The 22,240-nt window shown below is 61.7% G+C and carries 18 protein-coding genes and 2 pseudogenes; 9 read left to right on the top strand and 11 right to left on the bottom strand.

Translation table 11 applies throughout. The annotated features are described in order from the left end of the window. The first annotated feature begins 117 nt into the window (after window positions 1–117). On the top strand, window positions 118–1,440 hold the full coding sequence (gene yegQ / locus A7317_RS09570; RefSeq protein ID WP_069075644.1) for a tRNA 5-hydroxyuridine modification protein YegQ: 1,323 nt from the start codon (window positions 118–120) through the stop codon (window positions 1,438–1,440). 4 nt (window positions 1,441–1,444) lie between these two features. Here the strand turns inward: yegQ and A7317_RS31495 are convergent, their stop codons facing one another. From A7317_RS31495 to A7317_RS09560, 3 genes and pseudogenes are all read right to left on the bottom strand, one after another. Further along, complete coding sequence (locus tag A7317_RS31495) at window positions 1,445–2,200, bottom strand: methyl-accepting chemotaxis protein (protein WP_370531117.1); 756 nt, start codon at window positions 2,198–2,200, stop codon at window positions 1,445–1,447. Window positions 2,201–2,302: 102 nt separating this feature from the next. Beyond that, window positions 2,303–3,124: pseudogene (locus A7317_RS31490) on the bottom strand (cache domain-containing protein); the annotation flags it as partial. Between the two features lie 162 nt (window positions 3,125–3,286). After that, window positions 3,287–4,606 carry a Na+/H+ antiporter family protein gene (locus A7317_RS09560; RefSeq protein ID WP_172831378.1) on the bottom strand — a complete coding sequence of 440 codons (1,320 nt, stop codon included), beginning with the start codon at window positions 4,604–4,606 and terminating at the stop codon, window positions 3,287–3,289. A gap of 240 nt (window positions 4,607–4,846) precedes the next feature. Here A7317_RS09560 and A7317_RS31485 point away from each other — a divergent pair. Further along, window positions 4,847–6,136 (top strand): annotated as a pseudogene (locus A7317_RS31485) (HAMP domain-containing protein); the annotation flags it as partial. 102 nt (window positions 6,137–6,238) lie between these two features. Next, window positions 6,239–6,994, top strand: a complete 756-nt coding sequence (locus A7317_RS31480) for a methyl-accepting chemotaxis protein (protein WP_370531116.1) — start codon at window positions 6,239–6,241, stop codon at window positions 6,992–6,994. A gap of 195 nt (window positions 6,995–7,189) precedes the next feature. Here A7317_RS31480 and A7317_RS09550 read toward each other — a convergent pair whose 3' ends face one another. The 4 genes from A7317_RS09550 to A7317_RS09535 are packed head-to-tail and all read right to left on the bottom strand — an operon-like array spanning window position 7,190 to window position 9,787. Beyond that, entirely contained in the window at window positions 7,190–8,509 is a 1,320-nt protein-coding gene (locus tag A7317_RS09550; RefSeq protein ID WP_024074467.1) for a sensor histidine kinase, read from the bottom strand. Then, on the bottom strand, window positions 8,506–9,174 hold the full coding sequence (locus A7317_RS09545; RefSeq protein WP_069075642.1) for a response regulator transcription factor: 669 nt from the start codon (window positions 9,172–9,174) through the stop codon (window positions 8,506–8,508). The genes A7317_RS09550 and A7317_RS09545 overlap by 4 nt, the downstream gene beginning before the upstream one ends. After that, window positions 9,174–9,485 carry a PepSY domain-containing protein gene (locus tag A7317_RS09540; protein ID WP_024074465.1) on the bottom strand — a complete coding sequence of 104 codons (312 nt, stop codon included), beginning with the start codon at window positions 9,483–9,485 and terminating at the stop codon, window positions 9,174–9,176. Before A7317_RS09540 ends, A7317_RS09545 begins: the two co-directional genes overlap by 1 nt. Further along, entirely contained in the window at window positions 9,485–9,787 is a 303-nt protein-coding gene (locus A7317_RS09535) for a PepSY domain-containing protein (protein ID WP_024074464.1), read from the bottom strand. The genes A7317_RS09540 and A7317_RS09535 overlap by 1 nt, the downstream gene beginning before the upstream one ends. A 210-nt stretch (window positions 9,788–9,997) precedes the next feature. Here A7317_RS09535 and A7317_RS09530 point away from each other — a divergent pair, with 210 nt between their 5' ends. The 6 genes from A7317_RS09530 (at window position 9,998) to codA (ending at window position 16,311) form a co-directional block, all read left to right on the top strand. After that, window positions 9,998–11,077, top strand: coding sequence for a hypothetical protein (locus A7317_RS09530; RefSeq protein WP_024074463.1), 1,080 nt, complete (start codon window positions 9,998–10,000; stop codon window positions 11,075–11,077). 122 nt (window positions 11,078–11,199) lie between these two features. After that, the gene (gene queD, locus A7317_RS09525; RefSeq protein WP_048729689.1) at window positions 11,200–11,556 is read left to right on the top strand and encodes a 6-carboxytetrahydropterin synthase QueD; all 357 of its coding nucleotides are present in this window, start codon (window positions 11,200–11,202) and stop codon (window positions 11,554–11,556) included. A 206-nt stretch (window positions 11,557–11,762) separates the two neighbouring features. Further along, on the top strand, window positions 11,763–12,386 hold the full coding sequence (locus A7317_RS09520) for an NUDIX hydrolase (RefSeq protein ID WP_024074461.1): 624 nt from the start codon (window positions 11,763–11,765) through the stop codon (window positions 12,384–12,386). Between the two features lie 192 nt (window positions 12,387–12,578). After that, entirely contained in the window at window positions 12,579–13,847 is a 1,269-nt protein-coding gene (gene codB / locus A7317_RS09515) for a cytosine permease (RefSeq protein ID WP_024074460.1), read from the top strand. Beyond that, window positions 13,844–15,049: a PucR family transcriptional regulator gene (locus A7317_RS09510; RefSeq protein ID WP_069075641.1), complete on the top strand. Its 1,206-nt coding sequence runs from the start codon at window positions 13,844–13,846 to the stop codon at window positions 15,047–15,049. Before codB ends, A7317_RS09510 begins: the two co-directional genes overlap by 4 nt. 26 nt (window positions 15,050–15,075) lie before the next feature. Further along, entirely contained in the window at window positions 15,076–16,311 is a 1,236-nt protein-coding gene (codA, locus tag A7317_RS09505) for a cytosine deaminase (RefSeq protein WP_024074458.1), read from the top strand. 8 nt (window positions 16,312–16,319) lie between these two features. On the opposite strand, the gene A7317_RS09500 is transcribed toward codA, so the two are convergent. The 4 genes from A7317_RS09500 to tssI are packed head-to-tail and all read right to left on the bottom strand — an operon-like array spanning window position 16,320 to window position 22,117. Continuing rightward, window positions 16,320–18,476, bottom strand: a complete 2,157-nt coding sequence (locus A7317_RS09500) for a lipase family protein (protein ID WP_069077381.1) — start codon at window positions 18,474–18,476, stop codon at window positions 16,320–16,322. 11 nt (window positions 18,477–18,487) lie between these two features. Further along, entirely contained in the window at window positions 18,488–19,270 is a 783-nt protein-coding gene (locus tag A7317_RS09495) for a hypothetical protein (protein ID WP_069075640.1), read from the bottom strand. After that, on the bottom strand, window positions 19,263–20,099 hold the full coding sequence (locus tag A7317_RS09490; protein WP_069075639.1) for a DUF4123 domain-containing protein: 837 nt from the start codon (window positions 20,097–20,099) through the stop codon (window positions 19,263–19,265). The genes A7317_RS09495 and A7317_RS09490 overlap by 8 nt, the downstream gene beginning before the upstream one ends. Further along, window positions 20,099–22,117, bottom strand: coding sequence for a type VI secretion system tip protein TssI/VgrG (gene tssI, locus A7317_RS09485; RefSeq protein ID WP_069075638.1), 2,019 nt, complete (start codon window positions 22,115–22,117; stop codon window positions 20,099–20,101). Before tssI ends, A7317_RS09490 begins: the two co-directional genes overlap by 1 nt. Window positions 22,118–22,240: the final 123 nt, after the last annotated feature.

Genomic DNA, 22,240 nt, shown 5'->3' with positions numbered 1-22,240 from the left:
CGCGCAACTATGCAAGGCGTGGTCAAAAACGATCAAAGGTTACGAGCGTAGACCCAGATCAATAAAGCCTTCGCCGGCTTGCACTACCCTGCCGCACTTTTGCCCCAAGTGCCGACCATGCCACCTATCCTCGCTCCCGAACTGCTCGCCCCCGCTGGCACCCTGAAAAACATGCGCTACGCCTTCGCCTACGGCGCCGATGCGGTCTATGCCGGCCAGCCGCGCTACAGCCTGCGAGTGCGCAACAATGAATTCGACCACGCCAACCTGGCGCTCGGCATCCAGGAAGCCCACGCGCTGGGCAAGCGTTTCTACGTGGTGGTGAACATCGCGCCGCACAACGCCAAGCTCAAGACTTTCCTCAAGGACCTCGCCCCGGTGATCGCGATGGGCCCGGATGCGCTGATCATGTCCGACCCGGGGCTGATCATGCTGGTGCGCCGGCATTTCCCGATGATGCCGATCCACCTGTCGGTGCAGGCCAACACAGTGAACTGGGCCAGCGTGGAGTTCTGGCAACAGCAGGGCATCTGCCGCGTGATCCTGTCGCGGGAGTTGTCCCTGGAAGAAATCGGCGAGATCCGCCAGCAAGTGCCGGCCATGGAGCTGGAGGTGTTTGTGCACGGTGCGTTGTGCATGGCCTATTCCGGGCGTTGCCTGCTCTCGGGTTATATGAACAAGCGCGACGCCAACCAGGGCACCTGCACCAACGCGTGCCGCTGGAAATACCAGGCCACGCCCGCAGTGGAAAATGCCACCGGCGATATCGTCCAGGAATATCAGCCCGAGCCAACCCTGGGTATCGGCGCACCGACCGACCAGGTGTTCCTGTTGCAAGAAGCCAATCGCCCCGACGAACACATGCCCGCCTTCGAGGACGAACACGGCACCTACATCATGAACGCCAAGGACCTGCGCGCCGTACAGCACGTGGAGCGCCTGACCCATATGGGCGTGCACTCACTGAAGATCGAAGGCCGCACCAAGTCCCACTTCTACTGCGCGCGCACCACCCAGGTGTACCGCCAGGCCATCGACGATGCGGTGGCCGGGCGTGAATTCGACCGTAGCCTGATGACCAACCTGGAGTCCCTCGCCCAGCGCGGCTACACCGAAGGTTTCCTGCGCCGTCATGTCCATGACGAATACCAGAACTACCAGAACGGCAGCTCGGTTTCCGAGCGCCAGCAGTTTGTCGGGGAGTTGACCGGCGAGCGCCGTGGCGAGTTGGCCGAGGTCAAGGTGAAAAACCGCTTTGCGGTGGGCAATCACCTGGAACTGATGACCCCCGCCGGCAACTTTCACTTCGACCTGGCCACGTTGCATAACGCCAAGGGCGAGGCTATCGAGGTGGCGCCGGGGGATGGACACACAGTGTATGTCCCCCTGCCAGCCGAGATGGATTTGCGCTACGGCCTGTTGATGCGCGACATCGTGTAGCCGCTCAGATCCTGAACTGACCGACCAATTGCCCCAGGCGCTGGCCCAGATCAGCCAGGCTGCGCGACGTCTGGGCGCCCAATTGGGTTTCATCGGCCACGCTGTCCACAGCCACGGCAATCTGATGCACGCTGCGATTGATCTCTTCGGCCACTGCCGTTTGCTCTTCAGCGGCGCTGGCGATCTGCGCGTTCATCGAATTGATGGTGCCGATCAACTGCGCCATGGTGTCGAGTGACGCCCCGGCTTCGTTGGCCTGAGCCGAAGTGCCGTCACCGGCATCGCTGGAGCGGCGCATGGCATCGACAGCGGCCTCGGTGCCTTTTTGCAGGCGGTCGATCATGCCCTGGATTTCCTGGGTGCTGGTCTGGGTACGGCTGGCCAGCGCGCGCACCTCGTCGGCGACTACGGCGAAACCCCGCCCGGCCTCCCCGGCCCGGGCGGCTTCAATGGCGGCATTGAGGGCCAACAGGTTGGTCTGCTCGGCAATCGAGCGGATGACGCTCAGTACGCTGACAATCGACGATACATCCTGCTTCAAGCTGTCGAGGGACACGCCACTGCTGCGGATATCGTTCACCAGCGCATGGATTTGCGCGATGCTGCCGTCCACCACGCGCTTGGCGGCCTGGCCTTCGGCGTCGGTCTGTTGCGCGGCCACGGAGGCACCTTGGGCACTGCGCGCCACTTCTTGCGCAGCGGAAGACATCTGGTTGATCGCCGTGGCCACCTGGTCGGTCTCGTGGCGCTGGCGCTCCATGGCCTGTTCTGAACGCTGGGCCTGCTCGGACACCTGGCTGACCAGGCCGGTGAGTTGCGCGGTCATTTCGGTGATCTGGCGCACCAGGCCGTGGATCTTGTCGACAAACCGATTGAACGCCCCGGCCAGGTCGCCCAGTTCATCCTGGCTGGTGATGGCCAGGCGGCGGGTCAGGTCGCCTTCGCCGGCGGCGATGTCGTCGAGGTTGGCTTTCATCAGGTGCAGTGGACGCAGGATGGTATTGGCCAGCACCACGCCCACGGCGGCGATCACCAGCAACACCACCACGGCCACGCCGAGGATGCTCAGCAATACGCCTTCCATGCGTTTTTCCACCTTGGCCTCGACCACCGCCACCTGGGCTTCAATGCCGTCCAGGTTGACCGACGTGCCGATCACCATGTCCCATTTGGGCAGGTATTCGGTGTAGCCCATCTTGGGTACCAGTTCGGTCTGGCCCGGTTGGGTCGAACTGTATTGCAGGTAGTGGGTGCCATCCTTGCCGACCTTGACCAGGTCGCGGTTGACGTAGACGCCGTTGGGGTCACGGTTGTCCTTGAAGCTCTTGCCCACACCGTCCGGGCTGTTGCCCTTGAACAGGCGGATGGTCTCGGAGTCGTAGCCAAAGAAGTAACCGTCCTTGCCGTAGCTGGTGCTGGACAGCAGCTTGACCACCTCGGCGCGCGCCGCCGTATCGCCGGGGGCCGCCGCGTCGTAGAGCGGCTTGATGGTGGTCATGGCCACTTCTACATAACTTTTCAGGGTGGCCTTGGCGTCATTGAGCAGGCGCTGGCGGGTTTCATCCACCTCGTTACGCGCTTGCCCCTGGAGGATCGACACGGTGGTCAGGCTGATCACCAGGGCAAACAAGAGCACCGGCACGACGGCGAGGGACAGGACTTTGGCCTTCAAACTCAGACGCATGGCTTTTCTCTCTTATTAGTGGCGACTTAAAGAGGTTAGCGGCCAATTGAGAAATATCTGTAGGAGCGAGCGTGCTCACGAAAAACCTGAGCACCGCAGGGTGTCAGGTTTGCCGCGTTATCGTTGACGTTCTTCGCGAGCCAGGGCGGTGCAACATGCCGGTCAGAGGATCATGGCGGCCAGCCAGCCAAACGCCAGCAGCGGGATGTTGTAATGCAGAAATGTCGGCACCACGGTGTCCCAGATATGGTGGTGCTGGCCGTCGATATTCAGGCCGGAAGTCGGGCCCAGGGTGGAGTCCGAGGCAGGCGAGCCGGCATCGCCGAGGGCGCCGGCCGTGCCGACGATGCATACGATGGCCAGCGGGCTGAAGCCCAATTGCACGCACAGCGGCACGAAAATCGCCGCCAGGATCGGCACGGTGGAGAACGACGAACCGATCCCCATGGTCACCAACAGGCCCACCAGCAACATCAACAACGCCCCAACCCCACGGCTATGCCCGATAAACGCCGCCGAGGCTTCCACCAGGGAGCGCACGTCGCCGGTGGCCTTGAGCACTTCGGCAAAACCCGACGAAGCAATCATGATGAAGCCGATCATGGCCATCATCTTCATGCCTTCGGTGAACAAATCGTCGGTCTCGCGCCAGCGCACGATGCCCGACACCGAGAAAATCAGGAACCCCACCAGGGCGCCGATGATCATCGAATCCAGCCACAGCTGAATAATGAACGCCGAGGCAATCGCCACACCCGCCACCAGCAGGGTCAGCGGGTTGTACTGCACCGCCACTTGCTCGACCCGCTCGATTTTCTCCAGGTCATACACGCGTTTCTTGCGATAGCTGATAAACACCGCCACCAGCAGGCCAACCACCATGCCTAACGCCGGCAGCCCCATGGCATGGGTGACATTGACCTGGCTGATGTCCACGCCGCTCTTGGCCACGTTGGCCAGCAGGATCTGGTTGAGGAAGATATTGCCGAACCCTACCGGCAGGAACATGTACGGCGTGATCAGGCCGAAGGTCATCACACAGGCGATCAGGCGGCGATCCAGTTGCAGCTTGGTCAACACGTAGAGCAGCGGTGGCACCAGCAGTGGGATAAAGGCGATATGAATGGGCAAGATGTTCTGCGAAGCAATTGCCACCCCCCACAACAGGCCGATCAACACCCATTTGACATGACTGCCGCCCGTGGCTTCCTGGCGGTCCACCAACATCAACGCCTTGTCCGCCAGGGCATGGGCCAGGCCGGACTTGGCAATGGCCACCGCAAAAGCGCCGAGCAATGCGTAGGACAACGCCACGGTCGCGCCACCGCCCAGCCCACCATTGAAGGCCTGGAGAGTGGCCTCGATGCCCAGGCCGCCAGTCAGGCCACCCACCAGGGCGCCGACAATGATGGCAATGACCACATGCACGCGGGACAGGCTGAGCACCAGCATGGTGCCGACCGCGGCGATGACTGCGTTAATCATGGTTACCTCAAGACAGAAACATAAAAACAGGCATGCCCACGCGTGCGGCCACGGTAATGGCGGCCAGCATGCAGGCTTCAAGGAGGTCTTATTAGAGGGCGCGCACTTTGCAGCAGGCGGGGCCGCATGTCAAAAAACGACGCCGCCGCGAGATTTAAATTGAACGTTTGAATAAAGAAAAACTTGCAGCGGTCGATACAGGGGTTCTTTGTGTTTTCAGGTTAAGGATGCTCCGCGATGTCCCTCAGACAGCTCTCCATTCAATGGAAAATCACCCTGCTCGCCGGCCTTTGCCTGTTGGGGATCGTGACCCTGCTGGTAGGTCTGTCGCTGTATCGCATGGAGCACAGCTCCGAACAGGTCAAGGTTTCGAGCATGCAGATGCTCGATGAAGCCGCCCAGGCGCGTATCGAGGCGCAAGGCGATGTGCAGGCGCTGGGCATTCGCCAGCAGTTCATGGACGCCTACCAGTACGGCCACGGTTTTTCCCGCCAGGTGCTGTTCCTGCGCGAACAGGCCGAGAAACGCTTCCTCGACGCCTTCGACACCCGCGAAGACCTGACCCGCCAGGTCAAGGCTGCACTGCAGGCCAACCCGGACCTGTTGGGCCTGTCCCTGGTGTTCGAAGCCAATGCGCTGGACGGCAAGGACGAACTGTTCGCCAACCAGGCAGAGCTGGGCAGCAACGACAAGGGCCGGTTCGCCCTGTACTGGTCGCAACCGACGCCGGGCAAACTGACGTCGATGCCGCTGCCCGAAAGCGACATGACCGACACATCCGTCGGCCCAAGCGGTGAAAAAGCCAACGCCTGGTTCACCTGCCCACGCACCACCCTCAAGCCGTGCGTGATCGAACCCTATTTTTATCGGATCGACGGGCAGAACGTGCTGATGACCAGCATCGTCTTCCCGCTGATGGTCAACGGCAAAGTCATCGCCTCGTTGTCGGTGGACATCAACCTCAACAGCCTGCAGAGCATCAGCCAACGGGCCAGCGAGAAGCTGTATGACGGGCAGACCCAGGTCAGCATCCTCAGCCCCACCGGCCTGCTTGCCGGCTATAGCCCGGACGCCAGCAAGCTCAGCCAGCGCCTTGAGCAGGTCGACAGCGCCAACGGCGCACAACTGACCAGCGCCCTGGCCGGCAGTACGCAAATCAGCAGCCTGCGCACCGACCATCGACTGAAGGTCCTGGCGCCGTTCGCGCCGATTCCCGGTGGCAAGTCGTGGGGAGTGTTACTGGATGTGCCGGAAAAAGTCCTGGTGGGGCCGGCAGAAGCACTGAAGGCGCAGATGGATGCCGATAACACCCGCGGCACCCTGCTGGAACTGGGCCTGGGCCTGCTGGCCGCCGTGATCGGCCTGATCCTGGTGTGGCTGATGGCGCGCAGCGTGACCCGACCGATCCTCGGTGTGGCGCACATGCTCGAAGACATCGCCAGCGGCGAAGGCGACCTGACCCGTCGCCTGGCTTATGACAAGCCAGACGAACTGGGCCAACTGGCCGGCTGGTTCAACCGCTTCCTCGACAAGCTGCAACCGATCATTGCCGAGGTCAAACGCTCGGTGCAGGACGCCCGTGGCACCGCCGACCAATCCGCCGCGATTGCCAGCCAAACCAGCGCCGGCATGGAACAGCAATACCGCCAGGTCGACCAGGTGGCCACCGCCTCCCATGAAATGAGCGCCACCGCCCAGGACGTCGCCCGCAGCGCGGCCCAGGCGGCCCAAGCGGCGCGGGATGCCGACCAGGCAACCCGCGACGGTCTGACGGTAATCGACCGCACCACCACCAACATCGGGCTCCTGGCCGCGGACATGAGCACGGCCATGACCCAGGTCGAAGGCCTGGCGGCCAACAGCGAGCAGATTGGTTCGGTGCTGGAAGTGATTCGCGGCATTGCCGAGCAAACCAACCTGCTGGCCCTTAACGCTGCCATCGAAGCTGCCCGCGCCGGTGAGGCAGGCCGTGGCTTTGCCGTAGTGGCTGACGAAGTGCGCAACCTGGCGCGACGGACCCAGGAGTCAGTGGAAGAAACCCGCCTGGTGATCGAACAGCTGCAAAGCGGCACCACCGACGTGGTCGGCGCCATGGGCAACAGCTATCGCCAGGCCCAGGGCAGCGTCGAACAAGTGGGCGAAGCGGTCACCGCACTGCGCCAGATCGGCGACGCGGTGACGGTGATCAGCGACATGAACCTGCAAATCGCCAGCGCCGCCGAAGAGCAAAGTGCGGTGGCCGAAGAGATCAATAGCAATGTGGCAACGATCCGCGATGTCACCGAGTCGCTGTCGGAGCAAGCCAATGAATCGGCGCGGGTCAGCCAGGCGTTGAACAGCCTGGCCAACCAGCAGCAGGGGTTGATGGACCAGTTCCGCGTCTGAGGGTCGAAGGCAGTCCAATGTAAGAGGCCCCACACCCTCGTCGACGTGGCGCTGTCGCACAGCCGACTGTGACCTCTAGGGTGAGTGGGCTGGTAAGTGGGCTTGTTGTGGTGAGTGGCCTTGTGGCGAGTGGCCTTGTTGTGGCGAGCCTGCTCACCACAACAAGCCCGCTCCCACATTTTTATCTAAGGTGTGTCAGCCATGGCGCTTGGGTAATTCGATCAACGCCTTCAAGCCGCCCAACTCGCTCTCCTGCAACTGCAACACCCCGCCCCACACCTCGACGATATCCCGCACGATCCCGAGGCCCAGGCCATGGCCGTCCGTCTGCTCATCGAGACGTGTACCACGGCTGAACACTTCGTCGCGCTGGGTCTCGGGAATGCCAGGGCCGTCATCCTCCACCGTCAGCAGGTAACTGTGTGGCGTCTCGCTGACGCTGACGCGCACTTCGGCATCTGCCCATTTGCAGGCGTTGTCCAGCAGGTTGCCGAGCAGCTCCAGCAGGTCTTCGCGATCCCACGGCAGTTGCAGGCCCGGGGCGACGTGGTGGCTCAGGTCCAGGTGGTCGCCGTGGATCATGTTCAACGTGGCCAGCAGGCCGGGCAGTTCTTTTTCACAATCAAACAAGGCGCCCGGCAGGGTTTCGCCGGCCAGGCGCGCACGGTTGAGTTCACGATTGAGGCGTTGCTGCACCTGCTCCAACTGGTCACGAAGCAATTTGCGCAACTCGGGGTGGTCCTTGAGCGCCTCGCTGGAGGCCGCACTCAGCAGCACCGCCAGCGGGGTTTTCAGTGCATGCCCCAGGTTGCCCAGGGCGTTGCGCGAGCGCTTGAGGCTGTCTTCAGTGTGAGCCAGCAGGTGGTTGATCTGCGCCACCAGCGGCTCCAGTTCCAGCGGCACCTGGGTGTCGAGCTGGGAACGCTGGCCCTGTTGCAATTGGGCGATCTGGTTGCGCGCGGTTTCCAGGGGGCGCAACGCCCGGCGCACGGTGACTCGTTGCAGGATCAGCACCAGCAGCAGCGCCGCCAGCCCCAGCACCAGGCCGATTTGGCGCATCAGTCGGAAGCTTTCGCGCACCGGTGTGTAGTCCTGGGCCACGCTGATCGAAATCGCTTGGCCAAAGCGCTTGTAGTCCGAGCGTAGTACCAGCAGCTGCTGGCCCTCCGGCCCCAGTTGCAGGTTGCCCTTGAGCCCGGTCTCGGGGAGCCGGGGCAGTTCCTGGTCCCACAGCGAGCGGGAGCGCCAGTGAATGTCGGCAAAATCGATACGAAAATAATGCCCGGAGAACGGCCGCTGATACGCCGGCGACAGGCGGTGCTCATCCAACTGCACGCCGTTGGGCCCGCGCACCAGCGCCACCAACAGGTTCTCGCTGTCGTTACGCAAGCCAGCTTCCAGGTAACGCTGCAAACCGGCCTCGAACAACCACAGGCTGGTTTGCGCGAGTACCACGCCGACGATCACCATCACGCTGATCAGCCCCAGGCTCAGGCGTCGCTGGATCGACTTCATGCAGGGCTGGCGCCAAACCGGTAGCCCTGGCCGCGCCGGGTTTCGATCACGCTGCGGCCCAGCTTGCGGCGCAGATGGTTGACGTGCACTTCCAGCACATTGGAGTCGCGCTCGGTCTCGCCGTCATAAAGATGCTCGGCCAGATGGCTTTTCGACAGGATCTGTTCCGGGTGCAGCATGAAATAACGCAACAGGCGGAATTCAGCGGCGGTCAGTTGGATTTCCTCGCCGTCGCGCAACACGCACTGGCGGCCCTCGTCCAGATGCAGGCCGGCAGCTTGCAGGGTGGGCTGGTTGGCCTGGCCATGGGAACGGCGCAACAACGCCTGGATGCGCAGGTGCAGTTCTTCAGGGTGAAAGGGTTTGCTCAGGTAATCGTCGGCGCCGGCCTTGAGCCCCTCGATGCGCTCGGCCCAGGAATCCCGGGCGGTGAGCACCAGCACCGGGGTGGCCAGCGCGGCTGCGCGCCATTGCGCCAGCACTTCCAGCCCCGGCAAGCCAGGCAGGCCGAGGTCGAGGATGATCAGGTCATAGGGCTCGCTGCGGCCCTGATACACCGCGTCGCGCCCATCCGCCAGCCAATCGACCGCATAGCCCTGGCGTTGCAGCCCAGCCAGCAGTTCATCGGCCAGGGGTACGTTGTCTTCCACCAGCAGCAGGCGCATCAGTCTTCCTCGTCTTTGATCAGCGCACCGGTCGTGGCGTCGAGCTTAATCTCGCGCACCACGCCTTCGGTGGTCACCAGTTCCACTTCATACGCGTACTGGCCATGTTTTTTCTCAAGTTCCGCCTCCAGCAACCGCGAGCCGGGGTGCCGCGCCATGGCCTGCTGCAACAGTTGCTCCAGCGGCAGGATCACGCCCTGCTGGCGTAGCGCCAAGGCTTCATCCTGGTTGAGGTCACGGGCCGACAGGCTTGAGCAGAATGCCAGGAGCACCAGCACCGCCAAACCCGTGGCACGTCGATATACCTTCATTACGTATCCTGATGATTCTTGAGAACTTGCCCGGTGAGCGCGTCCAATTCAACGTCCCATTCGATACCGTGGGCATCTTCCAGTTCGACTTCATAGATGTACTTGCCATAGGCCTCATCCAGATCGGTGTCCAACAGCGTTGAGCCGGGATGCAGGGCCAGGGCGGTGGCGTCCAGTTGATCAAAGGCGACAATTGTAACAGTGGCGGGCACGGTCAGTGGCTTGTCAGGGTCCACGGCTCCAGCCTGGGTCGCCGTGGACGTGATGATAGCGGCGGCGACCAGAGCTGTGAGGCGCTTCATGATAAGTCTCCGTTACACGATGTTTTCCTACGCCGGTCACGGTAACGGCTGCAACTTAACTGAAACTGAATTGCCACCATGGCAATTACGAGTATGCGCAAACGCGGTCACAAAGATTTCGCCAGCATCGTGTGTATCCAGGATTCACGCGTTATCGTTGACGTTTTCGCGAGCAACCTCGCCCCTGAACTTGCCTCAACAGAGACCGGTATGACAGCCATCCATATCAAGTTTCCCGCCCTGACGCTCAAGGCCGGTAAACGTGCGTTCACCCGCATTCGCGAACAGGGCCTGCAGCCGGCCGACGTCGGCACCCTCCCCGGCGCGGCCGGCGGCCCTAAAGCCTTGGGCATCCAGGGCCTGGACCTGGCCCTGTTCGGCGACTGGCTGCCCCGCGCGCCACGGGAACGCGCGCTGATCGGCGCGTCGATCGGCTCCTGGCGCTTTGCCAGTGCCTGCCTGCCCGACCCGGTGCAAGGCTTGCTCGACCTCGGCCGACTGTACAACGAACAACGCTTTGCCAAGGGCGTCACCATGGCCGACGTCAGCCAGAGCTGCCAGCGTATGCTCGATGACCTGCTGGCCGGACGTGATGCCCAGGTGCTGGACACCCCCAACTATCGATTGAACATCATGGTCGTCAAGAGCCACGGCCTGCTCGCCGATGACCATCGCGGGCGTCTTGGCCTCGGCCTGTCGTCGGTGATTGCCGACAACCTGCGTGGCCGCGCGCGGCTGTCGCGGCATTTCGAACGACTGATCGTCCACGACCCCCGCCAGGCGCCGCCAGTGCATCCGTTGAAGGATTTTCCGTCGCGCTTCCTCACCCTGGACCTGGGCAACCTGCGCCAGGCGCTGCTGGCCTCCGGCTCGATCCCCATGGTGATGCAAGGCGTACGCGACCTGCCCGGAGCGGGTGCCGGCACCTACCGCGACGGCGGCCTGCTGGACTATCACCTGGACCTGCCCTACCACGGCGACGACATCGTGCTGTACCCGCACTTCACCGACCGGGTCATCCCCGGCTGGTTCGACAAGGGCCTGCCGTGGCGGCGCAGCAACCCACAAGGCTTGCAGGATGTGTTGCTGCTGGCGCCGTCCAAGGACTACCTGGCCCGCTTGCCCCACGGCAAACTGCCGGATCGCAGCGATTTCAAGCGCTTCATGGGGGATGACCCGAGTCGTAACCGGTACTGGCAGACCGCGATGAGCGAGAGTCAGCGATTGGGCGATGAGTTTCTGGCATTGGCCGATAACGGTGGATTAGGCGAGCGCTTGCAAGCCCTTTGACCCAACGCCTTTCTCCTGGAGGAGCGAGCCTGTTCGCGCCTGCAGAGGGACGGTATGCGCGACGTGTGATGTAGCTGTTAAACTCGCCGCCTGCCAGAAACCTGACCGAGCCGAAAAATACTGTGGAAATCTTCAAGGAATTTACATTCGAGTCCGCCCACCGCCTGCCCCATGTACCGGAAGGCCACAAGTGCGGGCGCCTGCATGGGCATTCGTTCAAGGTGGCGATCCACCTGAGCGGCGACCTGGACCCTCATACAGGCTGGATTCGCGACTTCTCGGAGATCAAGGCGATTTTCAAGCCGCTCTACGAACGCCTCGACCACAACTACCTGAACGACATCCCGGGCCTCGAAAACCCGACCAGCGAAGTACTGGCCAAGTGGATCTGGGCCGAACTCAAACCCCTGCTGCCGGAGCTCAGCGCCATTCGCATCCATGAGACCTGCACCAGCGGCTGCATCTATCGCGGTGAATAAACCCATGCGGTACAAAACACCCTGGCGGTAATGCCAGTCAGCCAAGGAAGAACACGGTCACTGTGGCGAGGGCGTTTGCCCCTTCGCCACAGGTTAGCGGTGATCCGCTCTATCCCTTGCTTGACCCGCATCACCCTTGCGGTGTTTTTTTATGCCCGGTATTACAGGCTTGGACCTGCCCCTGTTCAGTCACCCACGAGGTTCGTATGGAAAACATCTGGCTGGCCCAGGCCAAACGCTTGCAGGCACTGGCTTCCACCGGGCTGCATTTTTGCACCGACGATTTCGAGCGCGAGCGTCTGGAAGAAATTGCCGAAATTGCCCATAGCATGCTCGCACAACTGGGCAATGTGCCGCTGGAGCGCATCACCGGGTTGGTGAGCGATTTTGCCCAGCGCTATTCCACGCCGATGATCGATGTGCGCGGCGCGGTGATCGAGGGTGACAAGATCCTGCTGGTGCGCGAGTTGACCGATGGTTGCTGGGCCCTGCCAGGGGGCTACGCCGATATCGGCTTGTCGGCGGCAGAAAACATCATCAAGGAAATTCGCGAGGAAGCCGGGCTGACCGTGACCGCACGCGCGCTGTACAGCGTGACGCACAAGGCCAAGGGGTTGTACCGGCCGGATGTGCGGGACTTCTACAAGCTGTATTTCCTCTGTGAGCGGGTCGACCAACTGGCACCCGCGGCGGGTTTTGAAACCACCGAGGTGGGTTTTTTCGCCCTGGACAACCTGCCGCCACTGTCCCGTGGCCGCACCATTGAAAGTGATCTGGAAGCGGCGTTTGCCTTTCATCGCGGCGAGACCACCCAGACCCTGTTCGACTGATCCAATTTGTATCACCGCTGCACCGCTTTCGTGCCCGATTGGGCACACAGAACACTCCTGCCCGCGCGCGCCCCCCTGATTGGCTATAAATACTGTGCACACTGCACAACGCCCGCCATGCGTCCTTCACTGCGGCGAATGTGGCACGCGCGGTGCAATAGGCCTGCGTCACTCATTCAGGGAGCAAGGCACATGACGCAGCAAGATCCAGGCAACGATTACCCCCTCAGCGAAGTCCCCATGCATGCGCGCAAGGGGCTGGCGTCGACCGCCATGGTGCTGCTGGGTTTCACGTTTTTTACCGCAACCATGTTTGCCGGCGGCAAGCTGGGGGTGGCCTTCAGTTTCATCGACATGCTCGGCGTCGTGGCCTTGGGTAACCTGCTGTTGGGCATCTACGCCGCCGGCCTGGGTTACATCGCCTTCAAGAGTGGGCTGAATTCAGTGCTGATGGGACGCTTCTGTTTTGGCGAAGTGGGCAGCAAGCTCAGTGACTTGATCCTCGGTTTCACCCAGATCGGCTGGTATGCCTGGGGCACCGCCACGGCCGCCGTGGTGCTGGGCAAATACTTCGAGCTGAGCCAGGGCAGTGTGCTGGCGCTGATGGTGCTGTTTGGCCTGGTGTTCTGCGCCACGGCCTATGTGGGCTATCGAGGGTTGGAGATTCTGTCGTACATCGCGGTGCCGGCCATGGGCATTCTGCTGTTTCTGTCGATGTGGGTGGCGACCGTCAAGGTCGGCGGGCTGGACGGCCTGCTGGCGGTGGTGCCGAGCGGTACGCTGGACTTGTCCACGGCGATCACCCTGGTGTTCGGCACCTTTGTCAGCGGCGCGACCCAGGCCACCAACTGGACACGGTTTTCCCGCTCGGCCAAGGTCGCGGTACTGGCCAGCCTGATCGGCTTCTTTGTCGGCAATGGCCTGATGGTATTGATCGGCGCCTATGGGGCCATCGTCTATCAGCAACCGGATGTGGTGGAAGTCTTGCTGCTGCAAGGTTTTGCCATGGCGGCGATGGCCATGCTGTTGCTCAACATCTGGAGCACCCAGGACAACACCATCTATAACTTCGCCGTCGCCGGTTGCAACCTGCTGCGCACCCGACGCCGCAAGACCGTGACCCTCGCCGGTGCGGTGATCGGCACCCTGCTCGCCCTGCTGGGCATGTACGACCTGCTGGTGCCTTACCTGATCCTGCTCGGCACGGTGATCCCGCCCATCGGCGGCGTGATCATGGCGGACTTCTTCTATCGCTATCGCGGCCAGTACCCGCGCCTGGCAGAGGCGCGCCTGCCCGCGTTCAACTGGCCGGGCCTGGTGGCGTACGCCGTGGGTACGTTGCTGGCATTCAACTCACCCTGGGTCGCGCCGCTGGTGGGGATTGTGGCGGCGTCGCTGACCTACGTGGTGCTCACCGCCGTCCTGCGTGTGCGCACGCCATTGGCTGACGCCCAGGCATGAGCCTGACCCTTGCCGATGTGCTGGCCCTACCGGGCCTGGAGTCCATGCGCCTGCGCGCCGGCTCGGCCGGCCTGGATAACGTGGTGCGCTGGCCGTATGTGGCCGAAAACACTGGGATCGCCGAATGGGTGCTCGGCGGTGAACTGGTGTTCGTCACCGGTATCAACCACCCCCGGGATGAGGCCAACCTCCTGCAACTGCTGGACGAAGCCTGTCAGCGCCAAGTGGCCGGGTTGGTGATCCTGACCGGCCCCGCCTATATCCAGGTGATCCCCCAGCGCTTGCTGGACGCCGCCGAAGCCGCTGGCCTGCCCCTGATCGAGCAGCCCTACTCGTTGAAAATGGTGTTGGTGACCCAGGCGATCGGCTCGGCGCTGATCCAGTCCGAACAACTGGGGCGTTCGCGGCACGATGTGCTGGAACGCTTGCTGGCCGGCGACTTTCAATCCCTGGACCTCCTGCTGCACCGCGCCGCCCAACTGGGCCTGTCGCTGGCAGGGCATTGGCAAGTGGTGCAATTACAGCTGGAGGGCAGCGACGCATTGTTTACCCAGGGCGATGCCGGGCACATGGAAGCGCAGTTGGCTCGGCAACACGAAAGCATTACTCGGCGCCTGCGTCAGTATTCGGCGCCGATACCCGTCCTCGGGAGGGCCGGGCAATGGACGTTGTTGCTGCCGGCCGCGGATGCCGTTGCCGCCTTGGCCAACCGCGAGCAGTTGGCCAGTTGGTTGAAGCCATTGAACCTGCGCCTGGCGCCCCTGAAAGTGTTTATCGGCCTGAGCGCCGCCGCCCATCCGCCTGCGCGCCTGGCCCTGGCACAGGAGGAAGCACGCCAGGCGTTGACCGCCGCGCGACGCTTCAGCGAGCGCGCCGGGCTGTGCGTGTATGACGAACTGGGCGTGCTGAAACTGCTCAGCGGTGTTCGCGATCGCGCGCTGCTCGATCAGTTTCTCAATGAGCGCCTGGGCCCGTTACTGCGCCATGACCGGCATCACGGCCCAAGCCTGATGCCGACCCTGGAAGCCTGGTTTCATGAGAATGGTAACCTTGTGGCCGCCGCCCAGCGCCTGGCCGTTCACCGCAATACCCTGACGCACCGCGTCCAGCGCATCGAAGCCCTGTGCGGGCTGACGCTGGATAATTCATACGACCGCCTGGACATCGGTATCGCCCTGATGATCTGGCGGCTGTCTGCCTGATTGTTTTAGCCAAGAGGAACTTGCCCATGCACATCATCAACGCCCGCCTGCGCCACCGTGAAGGCCTGCATGATCTGCACCTGGAACATGGCCGGATCGCCAGTATCACTGCGCAAACGGGGTCGCCAACTGCAGGGCCCGACGACCTGGACGCTGCCGGTAACCTGGTGACGCCACCGTTCGTCGAACCGCATATTCACCTCGACGCCACCCTGACTGCCGGAGAGCCGCGCTGGAACATGAGCGGCACCCTGTTCGAAGGCATCGAGTGCTGGGGCGAACGCAAGGCCACCATCACCGAGGAAGACACCCGCACGCGCGCCAAGAAAACCATCCAGGCCCTCGCCGCCCATGGCATCCAGCATGTTCGCACCCATGTCGACGTCACCGACCCGGACCTCACGGCGCTCAAGGCCATGCTGCAAGTGCGCGAAGAAAGCACGCACCTGATCGACCTGCAAATCGTCGCCTTTCCCCAGGAGGGCATCGAGTCCTACCGCAATGGTCGCGAACTGATGGAAGAAGCCATTCGCCTGGGCGCCGACGTGATCGGTGGCATCCCGCACTTCGAATACACCCGTGACCAAGGGGTGAGTTCAGTGAAGTTCCTCATGGACCTGGCCGAACGTACCGGCTGCCTGGTGGACGTGCACTGCGACGAAACCGACGACCCACACTCGCGCTTCCTTGAAGTCCTCGCCGAGGAAGCCCGCAGCCGTGACATGGGTGCCCGCGTCACTGCCAGCCACACCACGGCCATGGGTTCCTATGACAACGCCTACTGCGCCAAACTGTTTCGCCTGCTGGGGCATTCCGGGATCAGCTTCGTCTCCTGCCCCACCGAAAGCATTCACCTGCAAGGGCGCTTCGACAGTTTCCCGAAACGCCGTGGCGTCACCCGCGTCAACGAACTGCTCGAAGCCGGCATGAACGTGTGCTTCGGCCAGGACTCCATCGTCGATCCCTGGTACCCGTTGGGCAACGGCAACATCCTGCGCGTGCTGGAAGCCGGCCTGCACATTTGCCATATGCTCGGCTACCGTAACCTGCAAAGCGCCCTGGACCTGGTCACCGACAACAGCGCCAAAGCCATGGCCCTGGGCGAGCGCTACGGCCTGGAGCCTGGGCGGCCGGCCAACCTGTTGATCCTGTCGGCCGACAGCGATTATGAGGTGATTCGCAGCCAGGGCCTGCCGCTGTATTCGATCCGCCATGGCAAGGTGTTGATGAAGCGGCGGCCGGCGCAGGTCGAGTTCCTGTAAAGAGTGGGCTAAACGATCGAGTCGATATCCAGCGAGTGCACCCTCCCCCGGTCGCCATGAACGGGGGACGGGACACTCGCTACCGGCGAACGCTCACGGTTTTCCCGGTGGCTGAACCAACGCTTGAGACTCGGTTGCAGGCTGGCGGAGTGACTATGACTGCCATACACGTCACGGACCTCGAGACGGCGCCAGCGCAGGCTGTGCAGCCGCTCGCGGCTGGTGTTCAAGCGGTCGATTTCGGCATTGAGAGCCTGATTGTGCTCATGGGCCTGGCCACGCTGGTTCGGCGGACGCCGCTGCTCAAGCTCGCGGTTCTTGTCGCGCAATTGTTGGCGCATGGTCTCCAGCGCATGGTCGAGCAACGCGTATTCCCTCGGTGTGACCAAAGGCCCCTGGCTCCCCAGGGTGTGCTGCCAGCGGCGCAGCGTGGCCCAGGCGGCGGGGATGTAGCTGGCGGTCATGAAATGCTGGTCGGCCTGGAACAGCTGTTTGAGCAAGTTGTCGCGGTCGGGCATATCGCCGTGCAGTTGCAACGCACGATTGCAGGCGGCCTCCTGGATGGACTCACAACCGGGTTTCCACAACACCGACGCCTGCGTGCCATCCTCCAATGTGATCGGCATGAAGTGCTGCTGTTCGCCATGATGTTGGTAGGGATTGCCACCAACCCGCACCAGGCCAGCGGCGAACAACAGGCCCCCGGGCGTAGGGGCACTGAATAACGTCACGGCGCCGGGGATCCAGAGTTTGGCGGTAGTGTTCATCCAGGGCGCGGGAACACTGGGGACGGGATCGTTATGGTTGACGATGCGGTGGTGGACCAGGGCTGAGGCACCGTCGGTGAATTTGGAATCGGCGGCGCGGGGGGCGCCGTAGGTGTAGAGGAGAGGAGTGTAGTTACGATCCGGGGCGCGCCGCAGCCCTTCTGCTAACAGCAAGGCAATTGCTCCGCCCAGACTGTGGCCGCATATCACGATGCGCTGGCTGCGATAGAACTGGTCGAGATAGCGCAATACAAAATCTCGCATGGCGCGGTATGCCTGATAAAACCCTTCATGGGCTTTGCCCACGCCGTCGGCAAAATCTACCTGGTGGGCATTGGCGTCTCTCAGCCCATCAGCAGCACTGGCAGTGCCGCGTATCGCAATCAGGACCACCTCATCGTGGTGACTGATGAAAGCTTGCGTATCGGTACCGAACTTATCATCGTCAAAAAAATGCAAATACGCAGGATGTTCCTGTACCGCTCCTAATTCAGCCCGGTTCTGAGGATAAATTTCAGGATCGAAGGGCAATATTTCAAAGCGAAGGGAGTACGGGACTTCCTCATACAGCGGATAAAAACGCTGAACCTGTTCCCCATCAACTTTCCAGGCTTCGTGATACCCCGAGAGCTTCTCCGCAAACAAATTTCCAACACTGGGTTCCAATGGAAAGCTGACTTGATCCAATGGTTTCTTTGGAGGTTGCTGACCAAAATCGCAGTAACTCAAGGTCGACATCAGCGCCAACTGATATAGATTTAACGCACAAAACCGATCATCGATGGAAAGCATGGGGCGCAATGCCCGCAACGGACGGACCTCAAGAACGGTGTGTCGGTTGGGAAAAAGCACAACCCCTGAAAGAACTGGCTCAGGTGGGCCGAACCCCAAGTCGGCCATCATTTTTAACGCGTGGCGTTGAACACCATGCGCACTCGGCGTAAGGGGTGGTAAATGAGCAACGTGCCGAACCAAATCACGCACTTCAACCTGATAATACTGATCCCCCAATCGGCACGCAGGATTTTGCTCGTTACGTTCACCACCCAAATGCTTGAAGCGCGTTTTTTCAGCTCGAACCTGGAGATTGGTGATAGGTATTGGATATCTCTCTCGCTTCAGCAAGGTTGGGTAGTACCCCTCCTCCGCGTCATACAATGCATCGAAAACCAGTACGACCGGCCCTCGACATATGTCCTCCAACCTTGCGAATCCTTGCCCGTCCAAATGCCCTTTGTATCGCTGTCCTGCACAATCAGCCATTTCATAAGCAAGCCCACCATAGGCTTTCCCATCACCTAACTCGTCTACCAGACAAAAACTCAGCCAACCTCCTCGTAACGCACAAGCAGGCATCGTTCCATTAAAAAAAGCGCGCTTCCATTGTTCAATTGCCATGCTGAACATCCTTATTCAGTACAGTGTGGATACCAGTCGCAAATACGCCCATCTGGCATTTTGAAAGACTTGAAGTCAGTGGTATTACCCCGACAGAACGCGTCTTGATCTTCTAAGCTCTTCCCTCGGCAGCGCCTCCAGCCTTGGGGAAAACGAATCCAGTTATCTCCCATGTAAGGTCGTTCTTCACCAATAACGTGTAGGGCCATCCTAAGTGTTTTTCCCGTCAGTTGAGCCCGCTGTACAACGCCTCCTGCTGGTGTTTTCTGTAACTGCCCCCCTTCGCTCAATGAATTGCATTTAAGGACCTTTATGATTGCGTGCTGTGGGCCCACCGTCCGAAACAACCACTGACATTGCCCTGACAATTCGTGCACGCGTGACTCAGGCATCGTCGGCAATTTGTCTTCTAAGCGGTCTTGAATGGAGATACCTGCAATATCCCCCCCAACATCCGTATCCCGCTTGCCCCACTTCGCATAAAAATCAAACACCACACTACTCACGACCAGCGGGCAGCCGTCTACTGTTTCAGTCAGCGGCAGCTCATAACTCACCCGACTGGCCACGGGTTTGTATTCAGTAAAAAACACCTTGCGCTCAGGACGCCTGCCCCGGCGCTGCGGCAACGTGCAAGTCTCACCAGGGGCGGGATGGTAGTTGGCCGCCGTTTTGACTTTGAACTCCGCCGGCATATCCACCTCCAGCGTAAAATGCTCACCTCTCTTCCCCGTACACCCAGGGAGCCACACCAGGGCAACAACTAACAACGCACCGCCTATCCATCTACTCATGATTGCGCTCCTCCCCACGCCATTGCTCCACCAGCCGTTCAAAATGCTCCCCTGGCGCCTCACCCGCTCGCGGCTGCCAACAGATCACACGGTTGCGAGTCGCCTCCTTCAGCCGTCGAACCACCAGGAATTCCAGCTGCTCCGGCGCGTGCCATTGCCAGGCGCGAGCCTGCTCCAGCACTTGGCTCAGCCACGCCCTGGGGTCTTGAAACTCGACCAGTGCGGCAAGGTCTTCACTGTGTTCGGCCAGCAGGTATCGCAGGATATTGGCGTGCAGGATGGCGTCGGCCTGAGGGTTCGGGGTGTTCAGCCATGGCGCCGGAACAGGCACCGGGTAGTGGCCGGGGGCAGGGTTTTCGCCATGGCGCCAACCTCCTTCGTGCCAGTAGCACACGCTGATCAGTGGCCCGAGGAATTCCGGCCACAGCGCTGTGGGCAGGTAGGCCAGGGCACGGGCCAGGGTGCGATTATCGTGAAGACGGTAGAGCGCCTGCTCCCCTTCGGGCCCGACCATCAGCCGCTCGCGCCAATGCGCTGTCACACCGGTCAAATCGTCGTCAGGCAGGCTGCCCAGCCACCCCCAGTTGGCTTCGGGGTGTTGCAACAGGTCGACCAATGCGGGCTCGCTCATCGGCCCCAGCAGCAGGAGTACGGGCCCCGTGTTCGCCAGTTCTGCCGCGACGGTCTCGCTGTAGAGACAGCGATAGTGCGACAGGTCGCGGGCCGCCAACATGGGCTGGCGGGCCGCGCTGTAACCATCGAGCATCAGGCATATCCGGCGTCCTGCCTGTTGTTGTCGGGCCATCCAGCGGTTGGGAAGCATCGGCATCAAGCCGCCCTCCCGGTCATGTCGCATTGGCCTTCACGGCAGCGTTCGCACAGGGGGCAGAAGTCCGCGCCCAGTTGCCGCGCCAGGTCCATGATGACGCCTTGCACGGCGGCGACTTTCAGGCTGCCGGTAACAGGCGAGGCATTCGCAGCACGGGTTTCGGACGGTGAGCCGCCAAGGCTGATGGGCCGACTGCTGAAAATCCCTCCTGCCTGCAGCACCAGGTGCTCTCCGCCAGCCTTGAGGCTCAGTTGTGCGCCCGCATCGATCACCAGGTTGGCACCGGCCTTGATATGCACCTGTTGTCCGGCTTCGACCACCAGGGTCTGCTTCACATAGGTCCGGCTCTCGCCCTGTACGTCAAGGTGGTCGTTCGCCTGCAACACCACCTTGCGATCACCGGTGATGTGACGATGCTCCTCGTTATCCAGGCGGACCGTACTTAACCCGTGGATGATCTCGCGTCGCTCCCCGGCCACCTCCAGCCGGCTGTCATGGCCGACCTGTTGTTCCAGGTCACGTTGGGCGCGCAGGTAAATAAGCTCCTCGCCGCACCGGTCTTCCAGATGCAGCTCGTTGCCGCCTGCGCCTCCCGGGGAACTGCAGGTACGCAGCACACTACGGGTCTTGTGCTGCGGTAACGAATAGGCCGGCAGGCGTAGCGCATTGGGCAGGCAGCCGTTGATCAGCGGCTGGTCGGGGTCGCCTTCAAGAAAGGTCACCAGCACCTCCATGCCGACCCGGGGAATCATCATGGCGCCAAACCCGGCACCGGCCCAACCGGTGGCCACGCGCACCCAGGCGCTGCTTTTATCATCCGTCGGGTCCAGGCGATCCCAATGAAAGCGCACCTTGACCCGGCCATAGGCATCGCAATGCACCTCCTCCCCCGCAGGCCCGGTCACCGTAGCGGTCTGGCTGCCCTTGATGGTTGGCTTGGCATGTTTGAGGGGCGGACGATACACCGCGCGCCAGGGCGTCGCGGTGAAGCGGTTGCGATAGCCCTGGAAGGCCCCTGGCGCAAATACCGCCTCTTCAAGTACTTGCGGTTGATAACCTTCGTGACGCACCGAGGTGAGCAACCACAAGTCATTGCAGACCGGGTCCGGATGGTCACGCAGGTCGAGGAAATGACCGCTGCGCAATACGGGTTGATCGCTCTGGCCCGATGCCCGATGACGGTCGCTCTGATGGCGCTCCAGGCCTCGACGCGCCAATTGCACACCCCGCGCATGGCCAGTGAAACCAGCGGGGTAGTCATAGTCTTCCAGCGGTTGCGCAGACACCGTGCCGGCCTGGTCCTGCAGGCGCAACGCTGGGTGTTCGAAGTCATGATCGCGGCGCACCGTTTGCCGGCTGCGGGTTTCCAGGCGCCTGTCGAAACGCTGGACGCCCCGCGCCTCGGTCGTCGGATCAGGCGAGACGCAGTAACGCTGCTGTGGCAAGCGTCGAAACACCGTCTGGTCATCCCCGAATACCAGCAGGTGGTTGTTCACGCTGTGGCGGAAATGGTAGTGAATCCCCTCTTCTTCACATAGGCGCTGGATGAAGTGCAGGTCGGTTTCCGCGTATTGCACGCAGAATGTGCGCGGCGGATAGACCACCGGGCCGAGCTCAAAGGCATAGGCGTCGGCCAGGATGCCATGGTGCTCGAGGACGGCCATGATGATCTGCGGCACACTGCGCTGCTGGAAGATGCGTTGGTCGCGCCGGTAGGCCAGGCTGGCCAGGCGCGGTGCCAGGGTGAGGTGGTAGCGGGTGAGCCGAACACCCGGATCAGCCCGGCCAATGGCGTAGACCTGCCCATGCAGGCCTTGATCGGCCTCGCCGAAGTCCAGATAGGCAAGTTGGTGAAGCAAACGCTCCAGGTCAAGGGAAGGGTTTTCGCTGACGAGTTGCACCTCAATGAAGTACGGCTGATCGACGGCCTCGCTGCCGTTGAAAGCCAGTACTTGAAAGTCTGTACTTATGCCTGGAACTATTAATTTGAAACGTGACGAAACAAACGCATTAACCATCCGTTGTTACCCGCCATCCACTTTCTGACTGAAATACCCTCTCTCGCAACATCGATCGAGTTGCAGAGAAAAAGCGCCTGAACGCCCAAAAGCTTAGCGTCTCCAGCGGAAATTCGGCCGGTC

This window comes from Pseudomonas fluorescens, from assembly GCF_001708445.1.
GTDB classification, from domain to species: domain Bacteria; phylum Pseudomonadota; class Gammaproteobacteria; order Pseudomonadales; family Pseudomonadaceae; genus Aquipseudomonas; species Aquipseudomonas gorinensis.
The sequence above is the reverse complement of the archived record's forward strand: the minus strand, read 5'-3'. Positions and strand labels throughout refer to the sequence as shown.